The organism is Micromonospora sp. CNZ303 (genome assembly GCF_004345505.1).
In genome coordinates this window covers 291,175-313,809 of sequence record NZ_SLVT01000006.1, presented here as the reverse complement: position 1 = coordinate 313,809, position 22,635 = coordinate 291,175, and the positions used below count along the sequence as shown (strand labels likewise).

Annotated in this window: 24 protein-coding genes; 12 read left to right on the top strand and 12 right to left on the bottom strand. The window is 73.9% G+C overall.

Annotated features, from left to right (window positions below; translation table 11 throughout):
* Nucleotides 1-5: 5 nt before the first annotated feature.
* Nucleotides 6-1,622 carry a hypothetical protein gene (locus tag EV374_RS13020; RefSeq protein WP_132234974.1) on the top strand — a complete coding sequence of 539 codons (1,617 nt, stop codon included), beginning with the start codon at nt 6-8 and terminating at the stop codon, nt 1,620-1,622.
* A 49-nt stretch (nt 1,623-1,671) separates the two neighbouring features.
* Here the strand turns inward: EV374_RS13020 and EV374_RS13015 are convergent, their stop codons facing one another.
* From EV374_RS13015 to EV374_RS13000, 4 genes are all read right to left on the bottom strand, one after another.
* A complete protein-coding gene (locus tag EV374_RS13015; RefSeq protein WP_132234972.1) occupies nt 1,672-2,238 on the bottom strand; it encodes a GNAT family N-acetyltransferase in 567 nt (188 codons plus the stop codon).
* A 100-nt stretch (nt 2,239-2,338) separates the two neighbouring features.
* Nucleotides 2,339-3,178, bottom strand: coding sequence for an ABC transporter ATP-binding protein (locus EV374_RS13010; RefSeq protein WP_132234969.1), 840 nt, complete (start codon nt 3,176-3,178; stop codon nt 2,339-2,341).
* Nucleotides 3,179-3,225: 47 nt separating this feature from the next.
* Nucleotides 3,226-4,251 (bottom strand): iron chelate uptake ABC transporter family permease subunit, encoded by a 1,026-nt coding sequence (locus EV374_RS13005; protein ID WP_132234967.1) that lies wholly within the window; start codon nt 4,249-4,251, stop codon nt 3,226-3,228.
* A complete protein-coding gene (locus EV374_RS13000) occupies nt 4,248-5,324 on the bottom strand; it encodes a FecCD family ABC transporter permease (protein ID WP_486485735.1) in 1,077 nt (358 codons plus the stop codon). Before EV374_RS13000 ends, EV374_RS13005 begins: the two co-directional genes overlap by 4 nt.
* A 90-nt stretch (nt 5,325-5,414) precedes the next feature.
* On the opposite strand from EV374_RS13000, the gene EV374_RS12995 reads away from it, so the two are divergent.
* Nucleotides 5,415-6,452, top strand: a complete 1,038-nt coding sequence (locus EV374_RS12995) for an ABC transporter substrate-binding protein (RefSeq protein ID WP_132234962.1) — start codon at nt 5,415-5,417, stop codon at nt 6,450-6,452.
* Nucleotides 6,449-7,294 carry a siderophore-interacting protein gene (locus EV374_RS12990; protein WP_132234959.1) on the top strand — a complete coding sequence of 282 codons (846 nt, stop codon included), beginning with the start codon at nt 6,449-6,451 and terminating at the stop codon, nt 7,292-7,294. Before EV374_RS12995 ends, EV374_RS12990 begins: the two co-directional genes overlap by 4 nt.
* Nucleotides 7,295-7,358: 64 nt before the next feature.
* Here EV374_RS12990 and EV374_RS12985 read toward each other — a convergent pair whose 3' ends face one another.
* Together EV374_RS12985 and EV374_RS12980 are read right to left on the bottom strand one after the other, a co-directional pair.
* Complete coding sequence (locus EV374_RS12985) at nt 7,359-7,844, bottom strand: GNAT family N-acetyltransferase (protein WP_132234957.1); 486 nt, start codon at nt 7,842-7,844, stop codon at nt 7,359-7,361.
* Between the two features lie 100 nt (nt 7,845-7,944).
* Complete coding sequence (locus tag EV374_RS12980; protein WP_132234955.1) at nt 7,945-8,442, bottom strand: DinB family protein; 498 nt, start codon at nt 8,440-8,442, stop codon at nt 7,945-7,947.
* A gap of 120 nt (nt 8,443-8,562) precedes the next feature.
* Between EV374_RS12980 and EV374_RS12975 the strand changes: the two genes are divergently transcribed.
* Nucleotides 8,563-9,003 carry a hypothetical protein gene (locus EV374_RS12975; protein WP_132234952.1) on the top strand — a complete coding sequence of 147 codons (441 nt, stop codon included), beginning with the start codon at nt 8,563-8,565 and terminating at the stop codon, nt 9,001-9,003.
* Nucleotides 9,004-9,030: 27 nt separating this feature from the next.
* On the opposite strand, the gene EV374_RS12970 is transcribed toward EV374_RS12975, so the two are convergent.
* Nucleotides 9,031-9,318 (bottom strand): hypothetical protein, encoded by a 288-nt coding sequence (locus EV374_RS12970; RefSeq protein WP_231926050.1) that lies wholly within the window; start codon nt 9,316-9,318, stop codon nt 9,031-9,033.
* A 222-nt stretch (nt 9,319-9,540) separates the two neighbouring features.
* On the opposite strand from EV374_RS12970, the gene EV374_RS12965 reads away from it, so the two are divergent.
* The 4 genes from EV374_RS12965 to EV374_RS12950 all read left to right on the top strand — a co-directional run bounded on the left by EV374_RS12965 (nt 9,541) and on the right by EV374_RS12950 (nt 12,366).
* Nucleotides 9,541-9,903, top strand: a complete 363-nt coding sequence (locus EV374_RS12965; protein ID WP_132234951.1) for a YciI family protein — start codon at nt 9,541-9,543, stop codon at nt 9,901-9,903.
* Nucleotides 9,904-9,927: 24 nt separating this feature from the next.
* Nucleotides 9,928-10,314 (top strand): YciI family protein, encoded by a 387-nt coding sequence (locus EV374_RS12960; RefSeq protein WP_132234950.1) that lies wholly within the window; start codon nt 9,928-9,930, stop codon nt 10,312-10,314.
* On the top strand, nt 10,311-11,555 hold the full coding sequence (locus EV374_RS12955; RefSeq protein WP_132234948.1) for an RNA polymerase sigma factor: 1,245 nt from the start codon (nt 10,311-10,313) through the stop codon (nt 11,553-11,555). The genes EV374_RS12960 and EV374_RS12955 overlap by 4 nt, the downstream gene beginning before the upstream one ends.
* 112 nt (nt 11,556-11,667) lie before the next feature.
* Nucleotides 11,668-12,366: a class I SAM-dependent methyltransferase gene (locus EV374_RS12950; protein ID WP_132234946.1), complete on the top strand. Its 699-nt coding sequence runs from the start codon at nt 11,668-11,670 to the stop codon at nt 12,364-12,366.
* A gap of 85 nt (nt 12,367-12,451) precedes the next feature.
* Here the strand turns inward: EV374_RS12950 and EV374_RS12945 are convergent, their stop codons facing one another.
* A complete protein-coding gene (locus EV374_RS12945; protein ID WP_132234943.1) occupies nt 12,452-14,017 on the bottom strand; it encodes an NAD(P)/FAD-dependent oxidoreductase in 1,566 nt (521 codons plus the stop codon).
* 224 nt (nt 14,018-14,241) lie between these two features.
* Between EV374_RS12945 and EV374_RS12940 the strand changes: the two genes are divergently transcribed.
* Nucleotides 14,242-15,495, top strand: coding sequence for a hypothetical protein (locus EV374_RS12940; protein ID WP_486485731.1), 1,254 nt, complete (start codon nt 14,242-14,244; stop codon nt 15,493-15,495).
* A gap of 6 nt (nt 15,496-15,501) precedes the next feature.
* Here EV374_RS12940 and EV374_RS12935 read toward each other — a convergent pair whose 3' ends face one another.
* Complete coding sequence (locus tag EV374_RS12935) at nt 15,502-16,734, bottom strand: MAB_1171c family putative transporter (protein WP_132234941.1); 1,233 nt, start codon at nt 16,732-16,734, stop codon at nt 15,502-15,504.
* Nucleotides 16,735-16,746: 12 nt separating this feature from the next.
* Complete coding sequence (locus EV374_RS12930) at nt 16,747-17,220, bottom strand: hypothetical protein (RefSeq protein ID WP_132234938.1); 474 nt, start codon at nt 17,218-17,220, stop codon at nt 16,747-16,749.
* Nucleotides 17,221-17,477: 257 nt separating this feature from the next.
* Between EV374_RS12930 and EV374_RS12925 the strand changes: the two genes are divergently transcribed.
* Nucleotides 17,478-18,089 carry a phosphatase PAP2 family protein gene (locus EV374_RS12925; protein WP_132234936.1) on the top strand — a complete coding sequence of 204 codons (612 nt, stop codon included), beginning with the start codon at nt 17,478-17,480 and terminating at the stop codon, nt 18,087-18,089.
* 19 nt (nt 18,090-18,108) lie between these two features.
* On the opposite strand, the gene EV374_RS12920 is transcribed toward EV374_RS12925, so the two are convergent.
* The gene (locus EV374_RS12920; RefSeq protein ID WP_132234934.1) at nt 18,109-18,513 is read right to left on the bottom strand and encodes a helix-turn-helix domain-containing protein; all 405 of its coding nucleotides are present in this window, start codon (nt 18,511-18,513) and stop codon (nt 18,109-18,111) included.
* 442 nt (nt 18,514-18,955) lie between these two features.
* Nucleotides 18,956-20,020: a LacI family DNA-binding transcriptional regulator gene (locus tag EV374_RS12915; RefSeq protein ID WP_132234931.1), complete on the bottom strand. Its 1,065-nt coding sequence runs from the start codon at nt 20,018-20,020 to the stop codon at nt 18,956-18,958.
* Nucleotides 20,021-20,313: 293 nt separating this feature from the next.
* Here EV374_RS12915 and EV374_RS12910 point away from each other — a divergent pair, with 293 nt between their 5' ends.
* Together EV374_RS12910 and EV374_RS12905 are read left to right on the top strand one after the other, a co-directional pair.
* A complete protein-coding gene (locus tag EV374_RS12910) occupies nt 20,314-21,465 on the top strand; it encodes a Gfo/Idh/MocA family protein (RefSeq protein ID WP_132234929.1) in 1,152 nt (383 codons plus the stop codon).
* The gene (locus EV374_RS12905; RefSeq protein WP_132234926.1) at nt 21,462-22,625 is read left to right on the top strand and encodes a dihydrodipicolinate synthase family protein; all 1,164 of its coding nucleotides are present in this window, start codon (nt 21,462-21,464) and stop codon (nt 22,623-22,625) included. The genes EV374_RS12910 and EV374_RS12905 overlap by 4 nt, the downstream gene beginning before the upstream one ends.
* The last annotated feature ends 10 nt before the right edge of the window (nt 22,626-22,635 follow it).

Below are 22,635 nucleotides of genomic sequence, written 5' to 3'. Positions count from 1 at the left end.
GGAGAGTGCGAGTGGGACCCAACCTGCTGCGCCGCGTCGCCACGGCGACCGTGGCGCTCAGCTGCGCCGTCATCGGGACGGTGGTGGCGGCGACGGGACCGGCGGCGGCCAGCCCGATCCGCAACAACACCCCCTGGTCGGTGCTGCTCTGCAAGTTCAGCGACAAGCCGGCCGAGCCGAAGACCCCGTCGTTCTTCGCCAACTTCCTCACCGACGCCGGCCTCGGCACCTCGGGAGTGGCGGACTACCTCGCCGACCAGTCCGGCGGGCGGGTCTCGCTGGCCGGCTCGAACGTGCGGGGTTGGTACACGATGCCGTACACCCTGGCGCAGTTCCAGTCGATCGACCGCGGCACCCGCATCCAGCGCTGCGTCGACACCGCCGCGGCCAACGGCTACACCGTCCCCGCCGGACACCGCACCGCCGTCATGCTCAACGACTGGGTCGACTCCGGGGCCGCCGGCGGGCGGGTGCTGCTCGACCCGGGCGCCTGGAACGTCGGCTTCGCCGCCCACGAGATGCTGCACGGCTACAACCTGGGGCACTCGTTCTCCAACGACACCACCTACCAGAACGCGCCGTGGTCCCAGCCGGGCGAGTACGACGACCCGTGGGACGAGATGAGCGCGATGCACATCTACGCCTTCACCACGGCGAACTACGGCACGAGCGCGGTCGGGCTCAACGCGTTCCACCGCGACGAGCTGGGCTGGCTGCCGAAGAACCGGGTGTTCACCATGGCCGCCGACGGGGTGGGCTCGCGCAGCATCACGTTGGCGCCGCTGGAGGTGCCCTCGGCGAGCGGCCCGCAACTGGTCCGGATCCCGTTCGACCCCGCCGACACGTTCCGCTACTACACCGTGGAGTTCCGCCGCAAGACCGGCTGGAGCGCCGGCATCCCGGCCGACACGGTCCTGCTGCACGAGGTCCGCAACGGCACGCCCACGCTGCTGCGTACCGGGCCCGGCGGCGGTCCGGCCCAGTCGCTCAACGCCAACGGGGTGCAGATCGGCGTGAACTGGATCTCGGGCAACTCCGCCTCGGTCACCGTCACCACGGACGTGGTGAACCGCTGCCTGCAGGGGTACGTCTGGCGGGAGGCCCGGCCGGGCGACATGGTCTGCGTCACCGGGGCCACCCGCAGCCAGGTGTGGGCGGACAACGCGGCGGCCCCGAGCCGCTGGACCAACGGCGCGTACGGCCCGCACACCTGCATCTCCGGCTACGTGTGGCGGGAGGCGTACGCCGGTGACGACGTCTGCGTGACCGGCGCCCAGCGCACCCAGGCCGCCTCGGACAACGCCGCCGCGGCGAGCCGCCGCAACCCGGCACGCCTGGTCGCCGGGCCGAACACCTGCGTCAGCGGGTACGTCTGGCGCGACGCCGACCAGTCCGACTACGTCTGCGTCACCGGGACGACCCGCTCCCAGGTGCTCGCGGACAACGCCGTCGCCACGAGCCGCTGGGTCAACGGCCCGTACGGCCCGCACACCTGCGTCGCCGGCTACGTGTGGCGCGAGGCGTTCCTCGGTGACGACGTCTGCGTCACCGGCACCCAGCGCAGCCAGGCCGCGGCGGACAACGTCGCCGGCCCGGGCCGGGTGCTGCGACCGGGCGGCTGAGCCGCCGACGCTCCCCGGGCGGGCGACCGCCCGGGGAGCGTCCCGCGTCTCAGGGCCGGCCGGCCTCGAACGTCTCCCGGTCGAGGAAGAGCAGCCGGGCCCGCTTGCCGTTGACGTCGACCAGCGGGCCGGCGACGAAACCGGTGCGCAGGAGCCGCTCGACCGCCTTGTCGTTGCGCGCGTCCGGCTCCATCACGACGCGCCGGTGTCTCGGGTCGGCGAAGACGAAGTCGAGGAACACGCGCAACAGGGTGCCGGTGAAGCCCCGCTCGACCGCGCCGGGCGGGCCGATCAGCAGGTGGGCCCCGTGGTCGCCGGGCTGGACCGGGTAGCACTCGCCGACCGGGTCGGCGGCCGGCTCGTAGGTCTGGAACAGCGCCACCGGTGTGCCGTCGCGGTGGGTCAGCCAGGCGTGGTGGGTGGGGAGCGAGTCCAGGTAGCGGTAGATTTCCTCGACCCGGTCGCGGCCGGCGTCGCGCATGCCCCAGAACCGGGCGCGTTCCTGGCTGACCCAGGCGTGGATCAGGTCGATGTCGGTGTCGGGGTCGACGGGTCGGATCGTCACCCGGCCGAAGCCGTCGACGTCCTGTCGGTAGGTGCTGGCGAGATCACGCATCGTGTGCCACCGTACGGTGATTCCGGTCGATGCGCGAGTAGGTCGGGCCGCAGCGCGGCGCGGGCCGGACGGCGGCCCGGGCCGCCGGCGCGAACGCCCGTCACCCGCCCACCTTCCCGCCGGCAGCGGTGACCGCCGGGGCGCTCGCGGCGGCCCGGCGGCGGGCGGCGGGGACCACCAGCGGGGTGCCGGTCTCCGGGTCGTCGATCACGCGGCAGGGGAGCCCGAAGACCTCCTCGACCAGCTCGGCGGTGACCACCTCCCGGGGCGCGCCGGCGGCGACCACCTCTCCCTCACGCATCGCGATCAGGTGCGTCGCGTAGCGGGCGGCGTGGTTGAGGTCGTGCAGCACCGCCACCAGCGTGCGGCCCTGCTCCTCGTGCAGCCGGGCGCAGAGGTCCAGGATCTCGATCTGGTGGGCGATGTCCAGGTAGGTGGTCGGCTCGTCGAGCAGCAGCAGGGGGGTCTGCTGGGCCAGCGCCATCGCGATCCACACCCGCTGCCGCTGCCCGCCGGAGAGCTCGTCGACGGCCCGGTCGGCCAGGTCGGCGACCCCGGTGGCGGCCATCGACTCGGTGACCACCCGCTCGTCCTCGCGCGACCACTGCCGCAGCAGCCCCTGGTGCGGGTACCGGCCGCGGGCGACGAGTTCGGCCACGCCGATGCCGTCCGGCGCGATGGACGTCTGCGGCAGCAGGCCGAGGGTGCGTGCCACGCTGCGGGCCGGCTGCCGGTGGATGTCCTCGCCGTCGAGCAGGACCGCCCCGGCGGCCGGCTTCAGCAGCCGGGACAGGGCCCGCAGCAGGGTGGACTTGCCGCAGGCGTTGGGGCCGATGATGACCGTGAAGGACCGGTCGGGCACGGCGACGCTCAGGTCCTGTGCGATGGTCCGCCGCTCGTAGGCGAGGGTCATCGCGGTGCCGCTCAGCCGGGACTGCATGCTCGGTGCTCCGTTCTCGTCGTGGGTGGCCCGCCGGCCCCGCCCGGTCACAGTCGGCCGGCCCGGCGCTCGGTGGCCAGCAGCCAGACCAGGTAGGCGCCGCCGAGCACGCCGGTGACCACACCGACCGGCAGCTGGTGCCCGGGGAAGGCCCGCAGCGCGAGCTGGTCGGCGGCGACCAGGAGGACCGCGCCGACGGCCGCCGAGGGCAGCAGGTTCGGCCCGGGGGCCCGGGTCAGCCGCCGCGCGAGGTGTGGCGCGGTGAGGGCCACGAAGTTCACCGGCCCGGCGGCGGCCGCCGCGAGGGAGACCAGCAGCACCGCCGCCGCCAGCACGACGAGGCGCAGCCGCTCCACGCGTACGCCGAGGGCGGCGGCGGTGTCGTCGCCCATCTCGACCAGCCGCATCGCCGGCCCGTAGCCGGCCAGCATGAGGGGCACCAGCACGCCCAGCGCGATCAGCAGCGGCAGCGCGTTCGACCAGCCGCGACCGTCGAGGCTGCCGGTGAGCCATAGCACGGCGCGGGCGGCATCCATCAGCGGGGCCCGGGTGAGCAGCCAGCCGTTGACCCCGGTGAGGATCGCCATGGTGCCGATGCCGACCAGGATCAGCCGGTACCCGTGCACGCCGCGCCGCCAGGACAGCGCGTAGACCAGCGCGCCGGTGACCAGCCCGCCGACCACCGCCGACGAGGCCAGCGCCACGCTGCTGCCGCCGAGCACCACCACGACGAGCGCCCCGGTGGCCGCGCCCTGGGTGAAGCCGAGCATGTCGGGGCTGCCGAGCGGGTTGCGTACGAGGGACTGGAAGACCGCGCCGGCCAACGCCAGCGCGGCGCCGACGCAGAGGGCGGTGACCACCCGGGGCAGCCGCAGCTCGGTGACGATGAACTCCTCGGCCGGGGTGCCCCGGCCGGTGAGGGCGCGCAGCACGTCGGCGGGGCTCATCGGGTAGTCGCCGCTGCCGATGGCGAGCACGCCCAGCGCCAGGGCCAGCAGCACGCAGGTGACGCCGACGGCGACGGCGCGGGGACGCAGCCGCAGGGACAGACGGCCGGTACGCAGGGTGATCACGGGTGGGCCACCCGTCCGCGCTGCACCAGCCAGAGGAAGAGCGGCCCGCCCGCCACGGCGGTCACGAGCCCGACCTGGAGCTCGCCGGGGCGGCTCAGCACCCGCCCGAGCACGTCGGCGCCGAGCAGCAGCACCGGTGCCAGCACCGCGCAGTACGGCAGCAGCCAGCGCAGGTCCGGCCCGGTGAGCGCGCGCACCAGGTGCGGCACCAGCAGCCCGACGAAGACGATCGGCCCGCAGGCGGCGGTGGCGGCGCCGCAGAGCAGCGTGATCGCCAGGATGACCGCGCCCCGGACCAGGGCCGGGCGGGCGCCGAGCGCGCGCGCCGCGTCGTCGCCCAGGGCGAGGGCGTTGAGCGGGCGGGCGACGGCCAGGGCGACCAGCAGGCCTGCCGCCATGAAGGGCGCGACCGTGCGGACGGTCGACGGTTCGGCGCTGGCCAGCGAGCCGACCGTCCAGAACCGCAGCCGCTCCAGCGAGGCCGTGTCCACCAGCATCACCGCGCTGACGTACGAGTAGAGGGTGGCGTTGAGCGCCGCGCCGGCCAGCGCCAGCCGGGCGGGGGTGGCCCCGCGCCCGCCGCCGACCGCGTACACGGCGGCGGTGACGGCGGCCGCGCCGAGCAGCGCGAACCACACCTGCCCGCCGACGCCGCCGATGCCGAACAGCAGCGCCCCGGTGGCCACCGCCGCCGCCGCGCCGGCGTTGATGCCGAGCAGGCCGGGGTCGGCGAGCGGGTTGCGGGTCAGCGCCTGCATGACCGCGCCGGCGACGCCGAGCGCCGCCCCGGCGAGCAGGCCGAGCAGCGTGCGCGGCAGCCGCATGCGGTGCACGACGGCGTACTCGGCGGCGTCGCGGTCCAGCAGGCCCTGCCACACGTCGGTGAGGGGGAGCTGTTTGGCGCCCACGGCGATGCTGAGCACCGCGACGGCCGCGAGCAGCAGCACCGACGCCGCGAGCCCGGCGGCCCGCAGGGCGGTCCGGCCGGGCCGGCGTACGGCCGGCGGTGCCGGCGGCGCGCCGACGCGGGGGGAGAGGGTGGCGGACAGTGTGGGCTCCGATTGGTGCGGAATTCCGAACGGGACTTGACAGCCGTTTAGGTTAGGTTAACCTAACCCCGCTGTCCATGGTCATTCGCCCGACCCTGATCGAAAGACACCGCCATGCCGCATCCCGTGTCCGCCCGCCGCCTCTCCCGCCGGGGCCTGCTCGCCGCCGGTGGCGCCGCCACCCTGGCAGCCCTGCTCGCCGGCTGCGGCGGGGACGAGGACTCCGCCACCCCCGCCGCCAAGGACTCCGGCGGGCCGTGGTCGTTCACGGACGACCGCAACGAGAAGGTCAGCGCCCCCGCCCGGCCGACCCGGGTGGTCGCCTTCACGGGGGTCGCCGCAGCGCTTGTCGACTTCGGGGTCGACAAGCAGATCGTCGGGGTGTTCGGCGAGACCAAGCGCTCCGACGGCAGCAAGGACCCGCAGGCCGGCGACCTCGACGTCGAGTCCGTGGAGATCCTCGGCAACGTCTGGGGCGAGTTCAACCTGGAGAAGTACGCCGCCCTGCGGCCCGAACTGCTCGTCACCCACATGTACGACCCGGGCGCCTTCTGGTACGTGCCGGACGAGAGCAAGAGCAAGATCCTCCCGCTCGCCCCCACCGTCACCGTGACCACCGCGCGGGTGCCGATGACCAAGCCGATCGAGCGGTACGCGCAGCTCGCCGAGTCCCTCGGCGCCGACCTGTCCGCGAAGAAGGTCACCGACGCCAAGGCCCGCTTCGAGGCCGCCGCCGAGTCGGTCCGCCAGGCGGTCAAGGACAACCCGGGCATCAAGGTGCTCGCCTGCTCCGGCAGCCCCGACCTGTTCTACGCCTCCAACCCCAAGGTCAGCACCGACCTGATGTACTTCGCCGAGCTGGGCGTCGACATCGTCGTCCCCACCAAGCTGGAGGCCGGCGACTACTTCGAGGCGCTGAGCTGGGAGAACGCCGGCAAGTTCCCGGCCGACCTGCTCCTGCTCGACAACCGCAGCACCGCCCTTCAGCCCAAGGACATGGCCGCGAAGCCGACCTGGCAGCAGCTGCCGGCGGTCAAGGCCAACCAGGTCGCCGCCTGGGACGCCGTGCCCCGCTTCTCGTACGCGGGTGCCGCGCCGCTGCTGGAGAACCTGGCCACCGCCATCAAGGGCGCGAAGAAGGTCACGTCGTGACCACCGCCGTAGCCGTCCAGTACCGCCTCTTCGCCGCGCAGGTCGTCGGCGCCCGCCGCGTCGGCGCCTCCCTGGTCCGGGTCACTCTCGGCGGGCCGGAGCTGGCCGACTTCGCCGGTGGCGGCCGGGACCAGAGCGTCTCGCTGTTCCTGCCGCACCCCGGTCAGCCCGAGCCGGTGCTTCCCGTCGGGGCGGGGGAGGACTGGTTCGGCGCCTACCGGGCCATGGACCCCGACGTGCGCGCGGTGATGCGCTCGTACACCATCCGGGAGCAGCGCCCCGAGGTGGCCGAGGTGGACATCGACTTCGTCAGCCACGGCGACACCGGCCCCGCCTCCCGCTGGGCCCGGCACGCCCTGCCGGGCGACCGGGTGGTGCTGCTCGGCCCGGCCGTGCACGACAACCGCAGTGTCTGCTTCCGGCCCCCGGTCGGCACGGACTCCGTCCTGCTGGTGGCCGACGAGACCGGGCTGCCGGCCGCCGCCGGGATCCTGGCCTGGCTGCCGCCGGGCACCCCGGTGCGGGCCTGGATCGAGGTCCCCGACGCGGGAGACATCCAGGAACTGCCCACCGAGGCGCGGGCCGAGGTGCGCTGGATCGTGCGCGGCGCCACCGCCCCCGGCAGCACCCTGCTGGCGGACGCGGTGCGTGCCGCCCGGCTGCCGGCCGGCAGCCCGTACGCCTGGATCGCCGGCGAGTCCTCGATGGTGCGCTCGGTGCGCCGGCACCTCGTCGGCGAGCGCGGCCTGGACCGCCGCCACGTCACCTTCTCCGGCTACTGGCGTCGGGGCGCCTCCGAGGAGGACCTGCGCGCCGAGGCCGTCGCCTCGGCCACCGTCTGACGATGCCCGCCGCGCGCCGCGTCCCGCCCCGATGGGACGCGGCGCGCGGCGTCCGGCCGGTCGCTCAGAACTCCCGGTACATCACGTGCAGGCCCACCCGGCCGAGGGTGGGATGCCGGAACGCGCCGGGCACCGTGCCCACCACGTCGAACCCCTCCCGCCGGTACAGCTGCACGGCGGTGGTGTTGCTCGCCACCACGGCGTTGAACTGCATGCCGGCGTACCCCCGCCCGCGGGCCCAGTCGACGGCGTGCCGGCACAGCGCGGTGCCGACGCCCCGCCCGCGCGCCGCGCGGGCCACCATGAAGCTCGCGGTGGCGACGTGCGCGCCCGGCCCGGGGCGGTTGGTGCCCATCTTCGCGGTGCCCAGCACCGCGTCGCCGTCGACCGCGACCACCGTCCGGCCGGGCGCGGCCTCCACCCACATGTCGTACGCCTGCTCGGCGGTCAGCTCCGGGTCGTAGGGGAAGGTCTCCCGCGCCCGGACCACCTCCTGGACGATTGGCCACACCTGGGCCCAGTCGGACTCGTGGAACTCGCGGATCCGCATCCGGCGGATGCTAGGGACGCCTCCGGTGCGGCGGCAAGGCGTTTACCGGCGGGGAGGGCGCGCCCGGCGGCCCCCGGTCGGCGGGGCGGACGTCCGCGCACTACCCGTCGACGAGCTGCTCCCGGAGGATGTCCGCGTGCCCGCAGTGCTGGGCGAGCTCACGCAGCACGTGCAGATACACCCACCGCAGCGGGAGCGGACCGCGCCGGTGCCCGGACAGGATGTCGTCCAGGCCCAGGGACGCCGTCGCGCGGCGCGACGCCTCGCAAGCTTCGCGGTGTGTGCGCTGGACGGTGGCGATCGTGTCGTCGTCGTCGAGGACGAACGACTCGTCCGGCGTGGCGGGGATGCCGATCTCCGCGCGCGAGCGGCACGTGACGGCCTCGTCGAACCAGACCTTCTCGACGAAGGTCGCGTGCTTCACGAGGCCCAGCAGCGTGGTCCGGGAGGCCACCAACGACCGGCGCGCCTGCTCCTCCGTCAGCCCGTCCAGGCAGCCGTTGAGCGCGCCGCGGTGCTCGTCGAGGAACGCCTCGAACTGGGCCCGGGCCGGCTGGGCGACGACCTGGTCGGCGAAGGTGGGCGGATAGGAAGGCATGGTGGGCAGCATTCCAGATCGGCGCCCGGGAGAGCGATTCCCTCGCACCCGGACGGACTGGCGGCGCTCTCCGCGGCCGGGTCTGTCGTCGGCCGGCGGCCGGCAGGCTAGTTTGCTCGGATGAGTCTCCTCGATGACGTCGCGAGGCGTGACGGTTGGCGGTGCTGGGTGTGCGACGAGCCGGTCGACGCCGACATGTCGGTGAACGATCCACGTGGTCCCAGCGTCGACAGCCGCACCGCCGACAGGAAGGCCAAGGTCGCCGAGCGACTCGCGCACCGGGCCTGCAACACCCGCAAGGGCGCGGTCAAGGTGGTCATCGCCTGGCCGGACCACCTGCACGTGGTGGAGCCCGCGCCACTGATCACCGTCGCCGAGCGGCTCGAACGCAAGGGTGGCCGCGAGCTGGTCGCCCGCTGCCCGAGCAGGAAGGACGCCCAGGAGGCGGCGGACTGGCTGGTCGACCGGTTCTCCCGGCTGGTGCCCGGACTGCCGGTGACCGCGAGCGTCGACGCCGGTGGCGGGCAGTATCTCGTCACCCTGGCCACCGGCCGTCGCTGACCGGTGACCAGAAAACCTGTCTTCTGATCAGAAGGGGGGTGCGTCCTCGCCCATCAACGCCAGCACGACGCCCCCCTTCCCGCTCTTGAGGCCCTGGACCACGACCTTGCCGGTGCTGCCGTCAGGAAGCTCCAACGTGAAGGTCTTCCCGACCGCGTTCTTGGGGCCGTTGCCGGCGCTGTTGGCGGGCCGGAAGTCACCTGCCCACGGCGGGGTCCCACCCCTGCGGGCGGGCTCGGCGAAAAGGGCGGCGGTGCCAGGGGTCCTGGTGCCGTCCGAGGAGAGAAGCACTGAGGCGCTGCGATAGGTAGCCATATGCGCCAAGGCTATCCCGGATGCCTCGCGGATGGTGTCCGCGGGCACGATCGGGGCCGCGATGGCGGCGGCGCTGCGGTTCCGCGATCTGGACCTGCTCGAATTTTCGGGATGGTGTCGGATCAGGGTGTAGCCGTTCGTGGAACCAGTGTGCGGCGGCGGCTGGGCCGCCGGACACGAGGAGCCGGGTAAGGCCCTCGTCCGGGACCGAGAGGAGACGACATGACGGAGTACCTGATCACCTTCAACGACGAGTGGGTGTCCGAACACACGGCGGAGCAGCTTCGCGAGAAGAGCAGGGCCGGCTGGGCCGTGATGGCGGACATGCAGGCCGAGGGCGTCCTGCTCTTCAGCAACGGGGGGCTCGACCGGTCCACCGCGGTGTGCAGCGTCGAAGCGGTCGACGGCAAGCCCGTCTTCACCGACGGCCCGTACGTCGAGACCAAGGAGCACCTCGGCGGCTTCGCCGTCGTGGACGTGCCTGACGACGAGGCGGCGCGATACTGGGCCGGCCGGCTCGCGACCGCGCTCGACTGGCCGCAGGAGGTGCACCGGTTCCGAGGCCCCGGGGCGCGCCCGGCGTAGCGGCTCCGGGAAGAAGTGAGCGTCATGCCCAGATACCTGCTGTCCGTCTACGGACCGGCCGAGCACACCGAGTTCGGCACCCATCCCTCCCAGGAGGCCGTGCCGCGGGCGTTCGCCGACACCGGCGCCTTCGACGAGAGGCTCCGGCGGGACGGTCACCTCGTCTTCACCGACGGTCTGGCGCCCGCGACGACCGCCACCACCGTCGAGGGGCAGGGCGAGAGGCCGGTTCTCACCGACGGGCCCTACCTGGAGACGAGGGAGCACCTCGACGGCTTCTGGGTCATCGAGGCGGCCGACCTCGACGTGGCCCTGGCCCTCGCCGCCGAGGGCTCGAGAGCGTGCCACGGTACGGTCGAGGTGCGTCCCTTCCGAACCGGGGAATCCCTCCGAGCGCTGCGGGAGCCATGACCGAGCTCACCGTCGAACAGGCGATCACCCGTGCCCACCACGAGGAGTGGTCGCGGGTGGTCGCCGGCCTCGCGCGCCGTTTCGGCGATCTCGACGTCGCCGAGGAGTCGACGGCCGAGGCGTTCGTGGCGGCCGCGGAGCGGTGGCCGCGCGAGGGCGTACCGTCCAATCCCGGCGGGTGGCTCGCCACCACCGCGACCCGCAAGGCGATCGACCGGCTCCGTCGCGAGTCACAGCGCGACGCCAAACACCAGGCGGCCCGGATCATGTACGACGACACCCCTGCTGAGCCGACCGGCCCGGTCGAGGACGACCGGCTCAGGCTGATCTTCACCTGCTGCCACCCCGCGCTCGCGTCGGAGGCCCGGGTGGCGCTCACCCTGCGCCTGCTCGGCGGCCTCACCGTGCCCGAGATCGCCCGCGCCTTCCTGGTGCGGGAGACCACCATGGCGCAACGGATCACCCGCGCCAAGGCGAAGATCAAGGCTGCGCACATCCCCTACCGGGTGCCCTCGGCCGACGACATCCGCGAACGGCTCGCCGGCGTGCTCGCGGTCGTCTACCTCGTCTTCAACGAAGGCTATCTCGCCAGCGAGGGGAACGACCCGGTGCGCGTCGACCTCACCGAGGAGGCGATCCGTCTCGGCCGCCTGCTCCGGACCCTCCTTCCGGACGACGGCGAGGTGGCCGGCCTGCTCGCCCTGATGCTCCTCACCGACGCCCGGCGGCCGGCGCGCGTGTCCCGCACCGGGGAACTGGTGACCCTCGCCGAGCAGGACCGCGGTGCCTGGGACCGCACCCTCATCGCCGAGGGCAACGCCCTTCTCCGCGAGCGGATCGAGGCGGTGGCGACCGGCGGCGGCCCACCCGGGCGCTACCAGCTGCAGGCCGCGATCAACGCGGTCCACACCGACGCCCCGTCCGCCCGGGACACCGACTGGTCCACCATCGTCGCCCTCTACGGGCGCATGTCGCTGCTCGACCCCTCACCGATCGTGCGGCTCAACCGGGCGGTCGCGGTCGCCGAGGTCGACGGCCCCGGGGTCGGCCTCGCCGAGATCGACCGGCTCGCCGAGGCCCTCGACGGCTACCACGCCTTCCACGCCGCGCGTGCCGACCTGCTGCGGCGACTCGGGCGCGGTGGCGAGTCGCGGACCGCGTACGACCGGGCCATCGGTCTCGCCGGCAACCCTGCGGAGCGGGCCTACCTCACCCGCCGCCGCGACCAGCTCGCCGGCTGACACTACGTGGAGCCAGCGCGTCGACTGGAGCGCGGCAGGGGGCGGTGGTGGCTCGACGTCCGTGGCAGGATCGCGCTTTCGATCCCTGCCGCGATGCCGAGGAGACAGCCTGGTGAAGGCCGACCACTACGACAGTTTCGCCGAGCGCTACAGCGCGGACAACGAGTCCAACCTGATCAACGGCTACTACGAGCGGCCCGCGATGATCGGGCTCGCCGGGGACGTGACCGGCCGGCGGATCCTCGATGCCGGCTGCGGTTCGGGTCCCTTGTCCGCGGCGCTTCGCGAGCGAGGGGCCATGGTGACCGGCTTCGACTCCAGCCGCGCGATGGTCGAGCTGGCCCGACGGCGGCTGGGCGGGGACGCCACGCTGCTGGTGGCCGACCTCAGCGGGCCGCTTCCCTTCGCCGACGGCGCGTTCGACGACGTCGTCGCTTCCCTGGTCCTGCACTACCTGGAGGACTGGACCGCGCCCCTGGCCGAGCTGCGACGAGTCCTGAGGCCGGGGGGTCGCCTCATCCTGTCCGTGAACCACCCGATGGTCTACCCGGCGGTGCACCCGGACGCCGACTACTTCGCCCTCGCACGGTGGTCGGAGGAGTACACCTTCGACGGGCACACCGCGGAGCTGACCTACTGGCACCGGCCGCTGCACGCGATGACGGCTGCGTTCACCGACGCGGGCTTCCGCCTCTCGGTCGTCAGCGAACCCCCCATGTCTCCCGAGACCCCGCGCGAGATCCTGCCGCCACATCTCGTGGACCGCACCACGTTCGTCTGCTTCATCTTCTTCGTCCTCGAAGCGCACTGAGTCCGGGCCGGTCCGCCGCCGCACGCCACCGCCGGCCTTCCCCTCCCGGGCCGGCGCCGACGGTGCCACACGCGCGGTCGGCGGCTCACCCGAGGCGCACGTGGGCCGGCCGTTCGGGCCGGGCGCTGCCGCTGCCGGCGCCGTCGAGCGTCGTGCCGACCGGAACGGCGGGCCGGGCCGGTACGACGGGCGCGTCCCGGCCGGTGCCCCGGTGGCCGTCCCCGTCGTGGCTCGACTCCTCGTGGTAGTCCTGCTCCACGTTGACCGACCACACGTCGTGCCGGGTGCCGCAGGCGATGTTCTCGGCGGTGAGCATGGCCGTCAGCATCGAGTGGTCCTGGTTGTTGTAGCGGTGCATGCCGTTGCGGCCCACCGGGTGGACGTTGGGCACCTCGCGCGCCAGCCAGTCCCGGATCACGTCGACGTTGTGCTGGTAGCGCTCGTCGTAGACCGGGTACGCCTTCGGCATCCGCACCACGTACCCGGCCTCGACCACCCCCGGCCGGACCAGGCCGAGCCGCTCCAGCTCGGCCGTCGCCGCGGCGACCAGCTCGGCGTCCGGCGTACGCCAGGTCTCGTCGTCCTCGAACACGAAGTACTCCAGACCGAGGCAGGTGCGGCCGTCCTTGACCAGGTGCGGCGACCAGGAGCCGAAGTTCTGGATCCGGCCGACCCGCACCGCCGGGTCGTGCACGTAGATCCAGTTGTCCGGGAACGAGAACTCCTCCGGCACCACCAGCGCGACGGTCAGGAAGTCCCGGTACCGCAGGTCGGCCGCGGCGGCCAGCACCTCCGGCGGGGGCGCCGGGCGCAGCGCGGCGACCAGCTCGGAGATCGGCATCGAGGAGACGACGTGCTCCGCCGGCTCGGTACGCTGCCCGCCTGCCCCGTTGACGGTCACGGCGACGGCCCGGCGGCGCTCCGGGGCCCGGTGCACGGCGGTCACCCAGGTGCCGGTGTCCACCCGGCCCCCGCGCCGGCGCACCTCCTCGGCGCAGCGTTCCCACATCATGCCCGGGCCGAGCTTCGGGTACTGGAACTCCTCGATCAGGCTGGTCACGTCCTTGCGGTTGCGTCTGGGCAGCACCGCGTTGCGGACCGCCTTGGCCAGCGACAGGTTCTTGATCCGCTGCGCGGCCCAGTCGGCCTGCAACCGGTCGGCCGGCATCCCCCAGACCTTCTCGGTGTACGTCTTGAAGAACATCGAGTAGAGCCGCCAGCCGAACCGGGCCGAGACCCAGCCCTCGAAGTGCGACTGGTCCTTCGGCGGGCGCAGCCGGGCCCGCGCGTACGAGCCCATGCACAGCACGGCCTCCCGCACGCCGAGGTTGCGCAGGGCGTTCGCCGCGCTCAGCGGGTAGTCGAACAGGGCTCCCCGGTAGTAGATCCGGCTCATCCGGGGCCGCAGCAGGAAGTCCTCGTCGGGCAGGATCTCGTGCCAGAACTCCTCGACCCGGGCCACCTTCGTGAAGAACCGGTGCCCGCCGATGTCGAAGCGCCAGCCGTCCCGCTCGACGGTACGGCTGATCCCGCCCACCACCTCGTCGGCCTCGAACACCCGGACCGCGCTGTCGCGCCGGAGCAACTCGTACGCCGCGGTCAGGCCCGCCGGCCCAGCGCCGATGACCACCGTGCCGTGCTCTTCGCCCATGCCCGTCGCCCCCTGCTTTCTCCCGGAGGCGGCCCGCTTACCCGGCACCGGCCCGAACTCACCCCGGATTGCCGTCCGCTCCCGGGACACCCCGACGGGCGGAGCGCCCGGGACGCCCCGCGACGCGCCTGGCGCCCGGTTCCGCGCCGGGATCGCGCCCACGTGTCAACGGCCCCGGAACGGGGATGTGGCACCGGTCGGGCCGCCGGACCGGGAGACGCGTGATGGACAGTGGGCGGGCCGTCTCGGACCGGCGGTGGCGCGCGCTGCCCGCCCGGCTGGCCGGGCGCGGGCACGACGTGCGGCGGGCGGCGTCGCGGGCCGCGGGCCGGGTGCCGACGCCGTGGCTGTTCGTCCTCGCCGTCTTTTTCGGTACGAAGATCGTGCTCAGCGCCCTCGGGGTGCTCGCGCTGAGCGCCTTCGACGACGTGCCCTGGGCCCCGCCGCCGGACGAGACGATGATGCGCGAGCAGCAGCGGGCGGTCTCCGGGCACCGCGCGGTCGCGCTCTGGTTCGCCTGGGACTCCTTCCTCTACGACCGCCTGGCGCAGCTCCCGCTCGACGAGCCGTGGCCCGACTTCGGCTTTCCCCTGCTCTACCCGTTCCTGGCCCGTCCGCTGGCCCCGCTGCTGGGCGGGGACACCGCGCTGGCGTTGCTGCTCGTCGCGAACGTCGCGTTCCTGCTGATGCTCTTCTACGCCCACCGGCTGGGCGAGCGGCTGCTCGGCGACGACGCCTCCGCCCGCCGGTTCGTCCGCTACCTTGTGCTGCTGCCCGCCGGGTTCCTGTTCCAGGCGGCGCTGACCGAGTCGCTGTTCCTCTGCCTCGCGCTCGCCGCCTTCCACTACGCCGAGCGGCGGCGCTGGCTGCTCGTGGGCGTCGTCGGCTTCTTCCTGGCGACGAGCCGCTCGGTCGGGTTCCTCGTCGTGCTCCCGCTGGCCCTGGTGCTGCTACGGCAGCACGGCTACCGGCTGGGCCCGCGCGCGTGGTGGGCGTACGTGCGGGTCGGCTGGCCGCTGGCGCTGGTGCCCGCCGGCTGGCTGGCGTTCATGGCGTTCTGCCGGTGGCAGAGCGGCGACTGGTTCGCCTATAAGCACGCCCAGGAGACGGGGTGGGGCATCCGGGTGCAGAACCCGCTGGCGGTGCTGTGGCAAGGCCTGACCGGCAGCCCGCCCCGCGACGCCCTGCGGGTGTGGGTCGCGGTGCTGGTGCTGGCGGTCCTGCTCGCGGGCGCCCGCCGACTCGGGCTGCCCTATCTCGTGTACGGGCTGACCATGGTCCTGGTGCCGCTGTCGATGGGCCCGCCGGTGTACAAGAGCCTGCTGCGTTATCTGCTGGCCGTCTTCCCGGTCGCCCTCGTGCTGGCCCGCTGGGCCCGGCAGGCGGGCACCGACGCCTGGCTGACCGCCGCCCTGGCACTGCTCCAGGGCGCGCTCTTCGTCACCTGGCTCGCCTACTGGACCCACTTCATCATCTGAGCCCGCCTACGCCTCCCGCCCGCGCGCCGGGGCGTCCGGCGTACGGGCGGCGACCGCGCGCACCAGCTCCTCGGAGAGCGCCGTCGAGACCAGCGCCAGCCGGCTCGCGTCGGCCTGCACGTCGGCCTGCGCGACCGCCACGCTCTGCGACTCCAGGGCCGGATCGACCTCCCGCGTCGCCGTCGCCCCCGAGCTGAAGCGCCGCAGCGCCACCAGGACCGCCGCGGCCTCACCGGCGGCGTCGGCGCGCTCGCGGCTCCAGCCGGCTGCCACCGCCTGCTGCCGGGCGGCGCCCGCCACGGACTCGTCGAGCGGGCCCAACGCACGCAGGCCGTCGCTGATCTCGACGCAGCGGCGGTAGAGCCGTTCGCCCAGGCGCCACGCCCACCGGGGGTCGACCTCCGGCCGGCGCGGGGGATGCAGGGCGATGGTCGGCATCGCCCGGTACAGCAGGTACCACAACGCGTGCAGGTCGCGGTGCGTGGCGTACCGGCGCGGCCAGGCGCGGACGCCGTCGACCGCCTTGCGTGCCGTCGCCAGCACGAAGCTGACCCCGATCAGCGACACCGACAGCATGATCAGCGTCTGTGTCGCGGCCGGCTCGGGCCACGGCGGCGCCACCCCGGCCAGCTTGAGGCAGATGAACAGGGCCTTGTGCGCGACGAATCCCGCACCGAAGGCCGCGCCGGCACTGAGCAGCCGCATGCTGGTCCTCAGCCGGGCGCCGGCGTAGCGCGCGTAGCCGGCGGACACCCGCAGGATGTCCACGACCGTCACCCCGAGGCAGGTCAGGAACGCGAGCATGTAGACGCCGACCGGTGGCAGGTCGCCGTAGCGCTCGGCGAAGTGCAGGGGCTCGGACCCGGGGAAGTCGGCCCACGAGAACGCCGCGACCATCACGCCGAACGCGACGGCGAGGAACACGCCCCGCCGCGCCATCAGCCGGCGTGCCCGCCCCGGGTCGCCCAGGTGCAGGAAGAGGAACTGGATCGCCGCCGCGGCAAGCAGCGCCGAGCCGTGCTCCACCAGCTTGGCGAGATTGGCCACGCCCGACACGCGGTCGAGCAGGCTGTGCACCGGCGCCCACCCGGCGGTGACGGCCACCCCCATCCCCAGGCAGATCCCCGCGCTCGCCAGGATCCTCGGGTTGGCCGGATCCCGACCCAACGCCCTGAGCTTCACCAGGAACGCCACCGTGGCGACGCTGGCGGCGACCAGATGACCGACCGTGACGAGCACCGGGTCTCCCGCCTAGTCCGTCAACGTCGCGGCGATGCGGTGCATGACGGCGGCCGTGACGCCGCCCAGCTCGTCGAAGGCCACGTCCTCGCCGCCGCCGTCGAGCCGCGCCCCCAGGTATGTCGCCAGCAGCTCCGCGTCGTGCTCCTGCTGCTCGTCGAACGTGGCGGGGGAGCGGGCGAGCACCCCGTGCTCCGCCGCCGTCTCACCCGTTCCGCCGGAGGGCACCGCCCGCGCGGTGTGCCGCAGGGCGATGTGCATCAGCTCGTGCAGGATCGTCTGGACACGCAGCACGGGCGGCGCGTCGCGACTGAACAGGACGTAGTCGGTCCCGGACGTCGCCACCCACAGCCCGCAGGGCCCGGCCTGCCCGTCGACGCTCATCGCGGCGAGCTGGATGCGCCGACCGCGCGTGGTCTCGAGCGCGGACACCAGGCCCCGCACCGTCAGGGGCGACGGCAGGTCCACGTCGAGCTGGCGCAACAACCGCTGTCTCCGACGCCGTCGGTGCCACATCGCCCGCCATCACTCTCCCCGCCGGGCCGCCAGCCCGAGAGACCCCCGTGTCGTGTCACCGCCCGCCGCGTCCACCCCGGACGGTCGACGCCCGTGCCGGCCGCGACGGCGCGGGTGCGGGCAGCATAGCCAAGCGCGACGACACTGTGACGCCCGAGCGGGGCGGAACGTGACAGCTCACGCCCGCGGTGTGCCCGCCGCCCGGGGCGGTCGGCAGAATGTGGACCGTGCACGACGTCATCGACCGCCCCGACCGCCGCACCGGCCGGCTGCTCGCCCGCGCCGCCACCGAGGTCTTCGCCCCGGCGTTGCTGGCCGCGCTGATGCCCGTCGTCGTGGGCCTGCACGCCGCGTCGCCCGTCGGGGTGGGCCTCGCCTGGGCCCTGGTCGGCTCCCTGTTCTGCTCGATCATCCCCAACAGCCTGATCTGGTGGGGCGTCCGCCGGGGCCGGCTGACCGACCACCACATCAGGCGACGGGAACAGCGCCGGCGGCCACTGGCGTACGGGCTGCTGTCCGTGCTGGTGGGCCTCGCCGTGATGATCGGGTTCGGGGCCCCGCGCCCCGTGCTGGCGATGGTCGTCGTCATGTTCGCCCTCGGCCTCGCCGTGACCGTGGTCAACCTGGTGTGGAAGCTCAGCATCCACGCGGCCGTGGCGGCGGGCGCGGCGGCCGTGCTCGTGATCGAGTTCGGACCGGCGCTGCTCGCCTCGGCGCCCGTGGTGGCGCTGGTCGGCTGGTCGCGGGTGCGCCTGCGCGACCACACCGTCGGTCAGGTGGCCGCCGGCACCGTCGTGGGGACGCTCATCGCCGCCCCCACGTTCCTGCTGCTGCGGTGAACGGAGGCGGGAGCCCGCCCTACGTCCGGCCGCGCCCCGTGGTCTTGTTGCGTGCCTCCAGCGCCGCGACCTGCTCCACGATGGCGCGTAGGCTCGCCCTGGGCGCCCCCGGCGGCATCCGGCGGGCCAGGACGGTGATCGTCTCCAGGTCGGGGTCGCCCTCGCCGTCTGCGGCCACGGTGTCGAAGAAGTAGCCCGGGGGCACCCGGAAGAAGTTGGCGAGCTGCTGGATCGCCGACCGGGTGGGATTGTCCCGCTCGCCGCTCAGCAGGTAGTTGACGTAGCTCGTCGAGAGCCCCGTGGCCCTGGCGACCTCCTCTGGCGAGAAGGGCCTGTCGCTGCCGGGCCGGCGATGCGTCTCGAACAGGTGCCGCAGCCGGTCGGCGAAGGACGTCGATCCGCTGGCCTTGCCGCCGTCGGCCATGACCACCCCTCCCGATCCGACCCGAGTGCGCCCACCATAGTGGTTGGGCCGGGCTGTGCCGCCACAATGGTTGCGGGCCGTGGCGGACCGTGCTTGACTGACCACGCCGACCACTGTTGTGGCAGTGACACCGTAGCGGACAACCATAGTGTGTGATAGGACACCCGCACCAGCGGGTGTTGACTCCGCGTCGGCGCGTCGGCCGACGACCGCCAGGTGCGGCACAGGGGGACGGAAACGGGGGATGCGCAAGCCGCTCAGGGCGCGCACTCACCGCACGCCGAGAAGCAGCCGGCAGGGGGGAACCGCAGCCGGTACGGCCGCGCGCATCTGGGGGGCCGTCCTCCGAGCGACCTGGCGCCAGGTGGCCCCGGGTGCCATGCCCGGGGCCACCGACGACGGTGTCCACCGTGGCCGGGGCGTCCCGGTGACGGGAGGCGCGTCAGCCGGCTGACGCGCCGGATCCCCCCGCCCGTGGGCGGACCGGGCTGACCTCGGGGGCCGGCCCGGTGCTGTCGCGGCGCACCACCTCGGCGGGCAGCACCTCGACGCGGGGCGCCGCGGCCCCCGGGTCGAGCGCCAGCGACATCGCGCGGGCCCCCATCTCGACCAGCGGCAGCCGGACGGTGGTCAGCGCCGGGGTGACGTCCCGGGCGATCGGCATGTCGTCGAAGCCGATGACCGACACCTGCCGGGGCACCGCCACCGACCGGGAGCGCAGCAGCGCCAGCGCGCCGATCGCCATCGAGTCGTTGAGCGCCACGACGGCGGTCAGCTCGGGGTCGGCGTCGAGCAGCGCGGCCGTGGCCGCGACGCCGCCGTCGCGGTCGAACTCGGCGTGCCGGACGCGGTGCCCGGGCAGGCTCAGCCCGTGCGCGGCGAGGGACTCCCGCAGGCCGGTGAGCCGGTCAGTGGTGGTGGTGAGCACGGCCGGCCCGGCCACCACCCCGATCGCCCGGTGACCGAGCTCGTACAGCTCCTCGCCGATCAACCTGCCGCCGGCGCGGTTGTCCGGCATCACCGCGTCGCCGGAGTGCTCGTGCCGGCCGATGACCGCGACCCGACCGCCGGTCGCCTCGTACGCGGCGAGCTTCTCGTTGAGCAGCCGGGTGAAGGTGGCGTCGTGGTAGCCCGAGCCGGCCAGGATGATCGCGGCGACCTGCTGGCCGCGCAGCAGCTCGACGTACTCCAGCTCGCGGTCCGGGTCGCGGTAGCTGTTGCAGATCATCAGCAGCCGGCCCTGGTCGGTGGCGACCCGTTGCAGGCCCCGGGTGATCTCGGCGAAGTACGGGTCGGAGACGTCGTGCACGATGACGCCCACCGCCACGCGGTGCGAGCGGGCCAGCAGTTGGGCGTGCGCGTTCGGCACGTACTGGAGTTCGGCGACGGCGCGCAGCACGCGCTCGCGGAGCTCCTCGGTGACGGGCTTGCTGCTGCCGTTGATCACCCGGGAGGCGGTCGCGGGCGAGACCCCGGCCCGCCGGGCCACGTCGGACAGGGTCGCCACTGCCGCCCCCTCGGTCGTTTCTCGACGGCCGCGCCCCGGTGCCGGCCACCCGTCACCGTACCGCAGCGAAAGCGCTTCCCCGCCCCGGCGCCCGCCCGCGTGGCCCGGCGGGCGGCGCCGGCCGCGAGACGGGCCGGACAGCCCCTTGCCTGAGGAGGGAGGCGTTCCCTACGCTGCCCAGGAAAGCGCTTGCCTGAGATCAGCCGCCGGGGGCCTCCCGGCGGCGGCGCAGGCGTGGAACAGGTCGCCCGCCGCCGTCCCGGTCGGAGGCGCCCGCGGAGGGAAGGAACACCATGACCCGCAGGTCGATAGGCATCATCGTCAACGGCGTCACCGGCCGGATGGGCTACCGGCAGCACCTGGTGCGCTCCCTGCTCGCCATCCGCGAGCAGGGCGGCGTGCCCCTGGCCGACGGCACGTCGATCTGGCCCGAGCCCGTCCTGGTCGGGCGCAGCGAGACCAAGCTCCGCGAGATCGCCGAGCGGCACGGGCTGACCGACTGGACCACCGACCTGAGCGCGGCGCTGGCCCGCGACGACGTCGAGATCTACTTCGACGCCCAGGTCACCCAGCAGCGGGAAAAGGCGATCCGCCGGGCGCTGGACGCCGGCAAGCACATCTACACCGAGAAGCCGCTGGCCGAGGACACCGAGGGCGCCCTCGACCTGGCCCGGGCGGCGCGCGCCGCGGGCGTGCGTACCGGGGTGGTGCAGGACAAGCTGTTCCTGCCCGGGCTGCGCAAGCTCAAGCGGCTCATCGACGGCGGCTTCTTCGGCCGGATCCTGTCGGTGCGTGGGGAGTTCGGCTACTGGGTGTTCGAGGGCGACTGGCAGCCGGCCCAGCGCCCGTCCTGGAACTACCGCAGCGAGGACGGCGGCGGCATCGTCGTGGACATGTTCCCGCACTGGCAGTACGTGCTGGAAGAGCTCTTCGGCCGGGTGCGTACGGTCTCCTGCCTCACCGCCACGCACGTGCCGCAGCGGGTCGACGAGGCGGGCCGCACCTACCCGGCGACCGCCGACGACGCCGCGTACGGCATCTTCGAGCTCGACGGCGGCGTGGTCGCGCAGCTCAACTCCTCGTGGTGCGTCCGGGTGCACCGCGACGAGCTGGTCGAGTTCCAGGTCGACGGCACCGAGGGCAGCGCCGTGGCCGGGCTGCGTAGCTGCCGGGTGCAGCACCGGGCGGTCACCCCGAAGCCGGTGTGGAACCCCGACCTGCCGGTCACCGAGCCCTTCCGGTCGCAGTGGACGGAGGTGCCGGACAACGAGGAGTTCGACAACGGCTTCAAGGTGCAGTGGGAGGCGTTCCTGCGGCACGTCGTCGCCAACGAGCCGTTCCCGTGGGACTTCCTGGCCGGGGCGCGCGGCGTGCAGCTCGCCGAGCTGGGCCTGCGGTCGGCGCGCGAGGGCGCCCGCCTGGACATCCCGGAGCTGGACCTGTGAGCGCGAGCGCGAGGAATGAGGTGGTGCTGCCGGGTGGGCGGCGGTACCGGTTGGCCGGGGGTGCCGGCTTTTCGCGCCCTGCCGGGCCGCCGAGCAGCCGGATCGCGTACGCCGCCGCGCACGTGGTGGCCGATCCGACGGCCGAGAACGTCCCCGGCGCCCCGGCCGTGCTGGACTGGGACCGCACCCTGGCCTTCCGGCACCACCTGTGGTCGTACGGCTTCGGGGTGGCCGAGGCGATGGACACCGCGCAGCGCGGCATGGGTCTGGACTACCCGGCCACCCGCGAGCTGATCCGGCGCAGCGCCGCCGAGGCCCGCGCGGTCGGCGGGCGGATCGTCGCCGGGGTCGGCACCGACCAGCTCCCGCCCGGCCCGGCCACCCTGACCGAGGTCGCCCGCGCCTACCGCGAGCAGCTCGACGACGTGCGGGCCGCAGGGGCCCGTCCGGTGCTGATGTGCAGCCGCCACCTGGCCGCCGCCGCCCGCAGCCGGGAGGACTACCTGGGGGTGTACGACGAGCTGCTGAGCGTCGTCGAGGAGCCGGTGGTGCTGCACTGGCTCGGCCCGATGTTCGACCCGGCGCTCGCGGGCTACTGGGGGTCGGCCGATCTCGACGAGGCCGCCGACGCCGTGGTGGAACTGATCAAGGCCCACGACAGCCGGGTGGACGGCATCAAGGTCTCCCTGCTGGACGCCGGCCGCGAGGTGGCGTTGCGCCGCCGGCTGCCCGCCGGGGTGCGCCTCTACACCGGCGATGACTTCCACTACCCGGAGCTGATCCGGGGCGACGAGAGCGGCCACTCCGACGCGCTGCTCGGGGTGTTCGCCGCGATCGCGCCGGCCGCCGCCGCCGCGCTGGCCGCGCTGGACCGGGGGGACCTGGCGACGTACGACGCGATCTTCGCCCCGACCGTGCCCCTGGCCCGGCACATCTTCGCGGCGCCCACCTGGCACTACAAGACGGGCATCGTCTTCCTGGCCTGGCTGACCGGGCACCAGGACCACTTCACGATGGTCGGCGGTGCGCAGTTCGGCCGCTCGCCGGCGCACCTGGCCACCCTGCTCACCCTCGCCGACGCCGCCGGGCTGCTGCCCGACGCGGACCTGGCCGCCGCCCGCGCCCGGGCGCTGTTCACGGTGGCGGGAGTTGACCAGTGAGCGCGAGGAG

Bases quoted from the DNA above. Each gene is read 5' to 3' on its own strand.
- EV374_RS12970 (WP_231926050.1), bottom strand. From the start codon at position 9,318: ATGGCTACCTATCGCAGCGCCTCAGTGCTTCTCTCCTCGGACGGCACC.
- EV374_RS12975 (WP_132234952.1), top strand. From the start codon at position 8,563: ATGAGTCTCCTCGATGACGTCGCGAGGCGTGACGGTTGGCGGTGCTGG.
- EV374_RS12910 (WP_132234929.1), top strand. From the start codon at position 20,314: ATGACCCGCAGGTCGATAGGCATCATCGTCAACGGCGTCACCGGCCGG.
- EV374_RS12955 (WP_132234948.1), top strand. From the start codon at position 10,311: ATGACCGAGCTCACCGTCGAACAGGCGATCACCCGTGCCCACCACGAG.
- EV374_RS12960 (WP_132234950.1), top strand. From the start codon at position 9,928: ATGCCCAGATACCTGCTGTCCGTCTACGGACCGGCCGAGCACACCGAG.
- EV374_RS12920 (WP_132234934.1), bottom strand. From the start codon at position 18,513: ATGGCCGACGGCGGCAAGGCCAGCGGATCGACGTCCTTCGCCGACCGG.
- EV374_RS12940 (WP_486485731.1), top strand. From the start codon at position 14,242: ATGGACAGTGGGCGGGCCGTCTCGGACCGGCGGTGGCGCGCGCTGCCC.
- EV374_RS13010 (WP_132234969.1), bottom strand. From the start codon at position 3,178: ATGCAGTCCCGGCTGAGCGGCACCGCGATGACCCTCGCCTACGAGCGG.
- EV374_RS13015 (WP_132234972.1), bottom strand. From the start codon at position 2,238: ATGCGTGATCTCGCCAGCACCTACCGACAGGACGTCGACGGCTTCGGC.
- EV374_RS12995 (WP_132234962.1), top strand. From the start codon at position 5,415: ATGCCGCATCCCGTGTCCGCCCGCCGCCTCTCCCGCCGGGGCCTGCTC.
- EV374_RS12965 (WP_132234951.1), top strand. From the start codon at position 9,541: ATGACGGAGTACCTGATCACCTTCAACGACGAGTGGGTGTCCGAACAC.
- EV374_RS12985 (WP_132234957.1), bottom strand. From the start codon at position 7,844: ATGCGGATCCGCGAGTTCCACGAGTCCGACTGGGCCCAGGTGTGGCCA.
- EV374_RS12945 (WP_132234943.1), bottom strand. From the start codon at position 14,017: ATGGGCGAAGAGCACGGCACGGTGGTCATCGGCGCTGGGCCGGCGGGC.
- EV374_RS12980 (WP_132234955.1), bottom strand. From the start codon at position 8,442: ATGCCTTCCTATCCGCCCACCTTCGCCGACCAGGTCGTCGCCCAGCCG.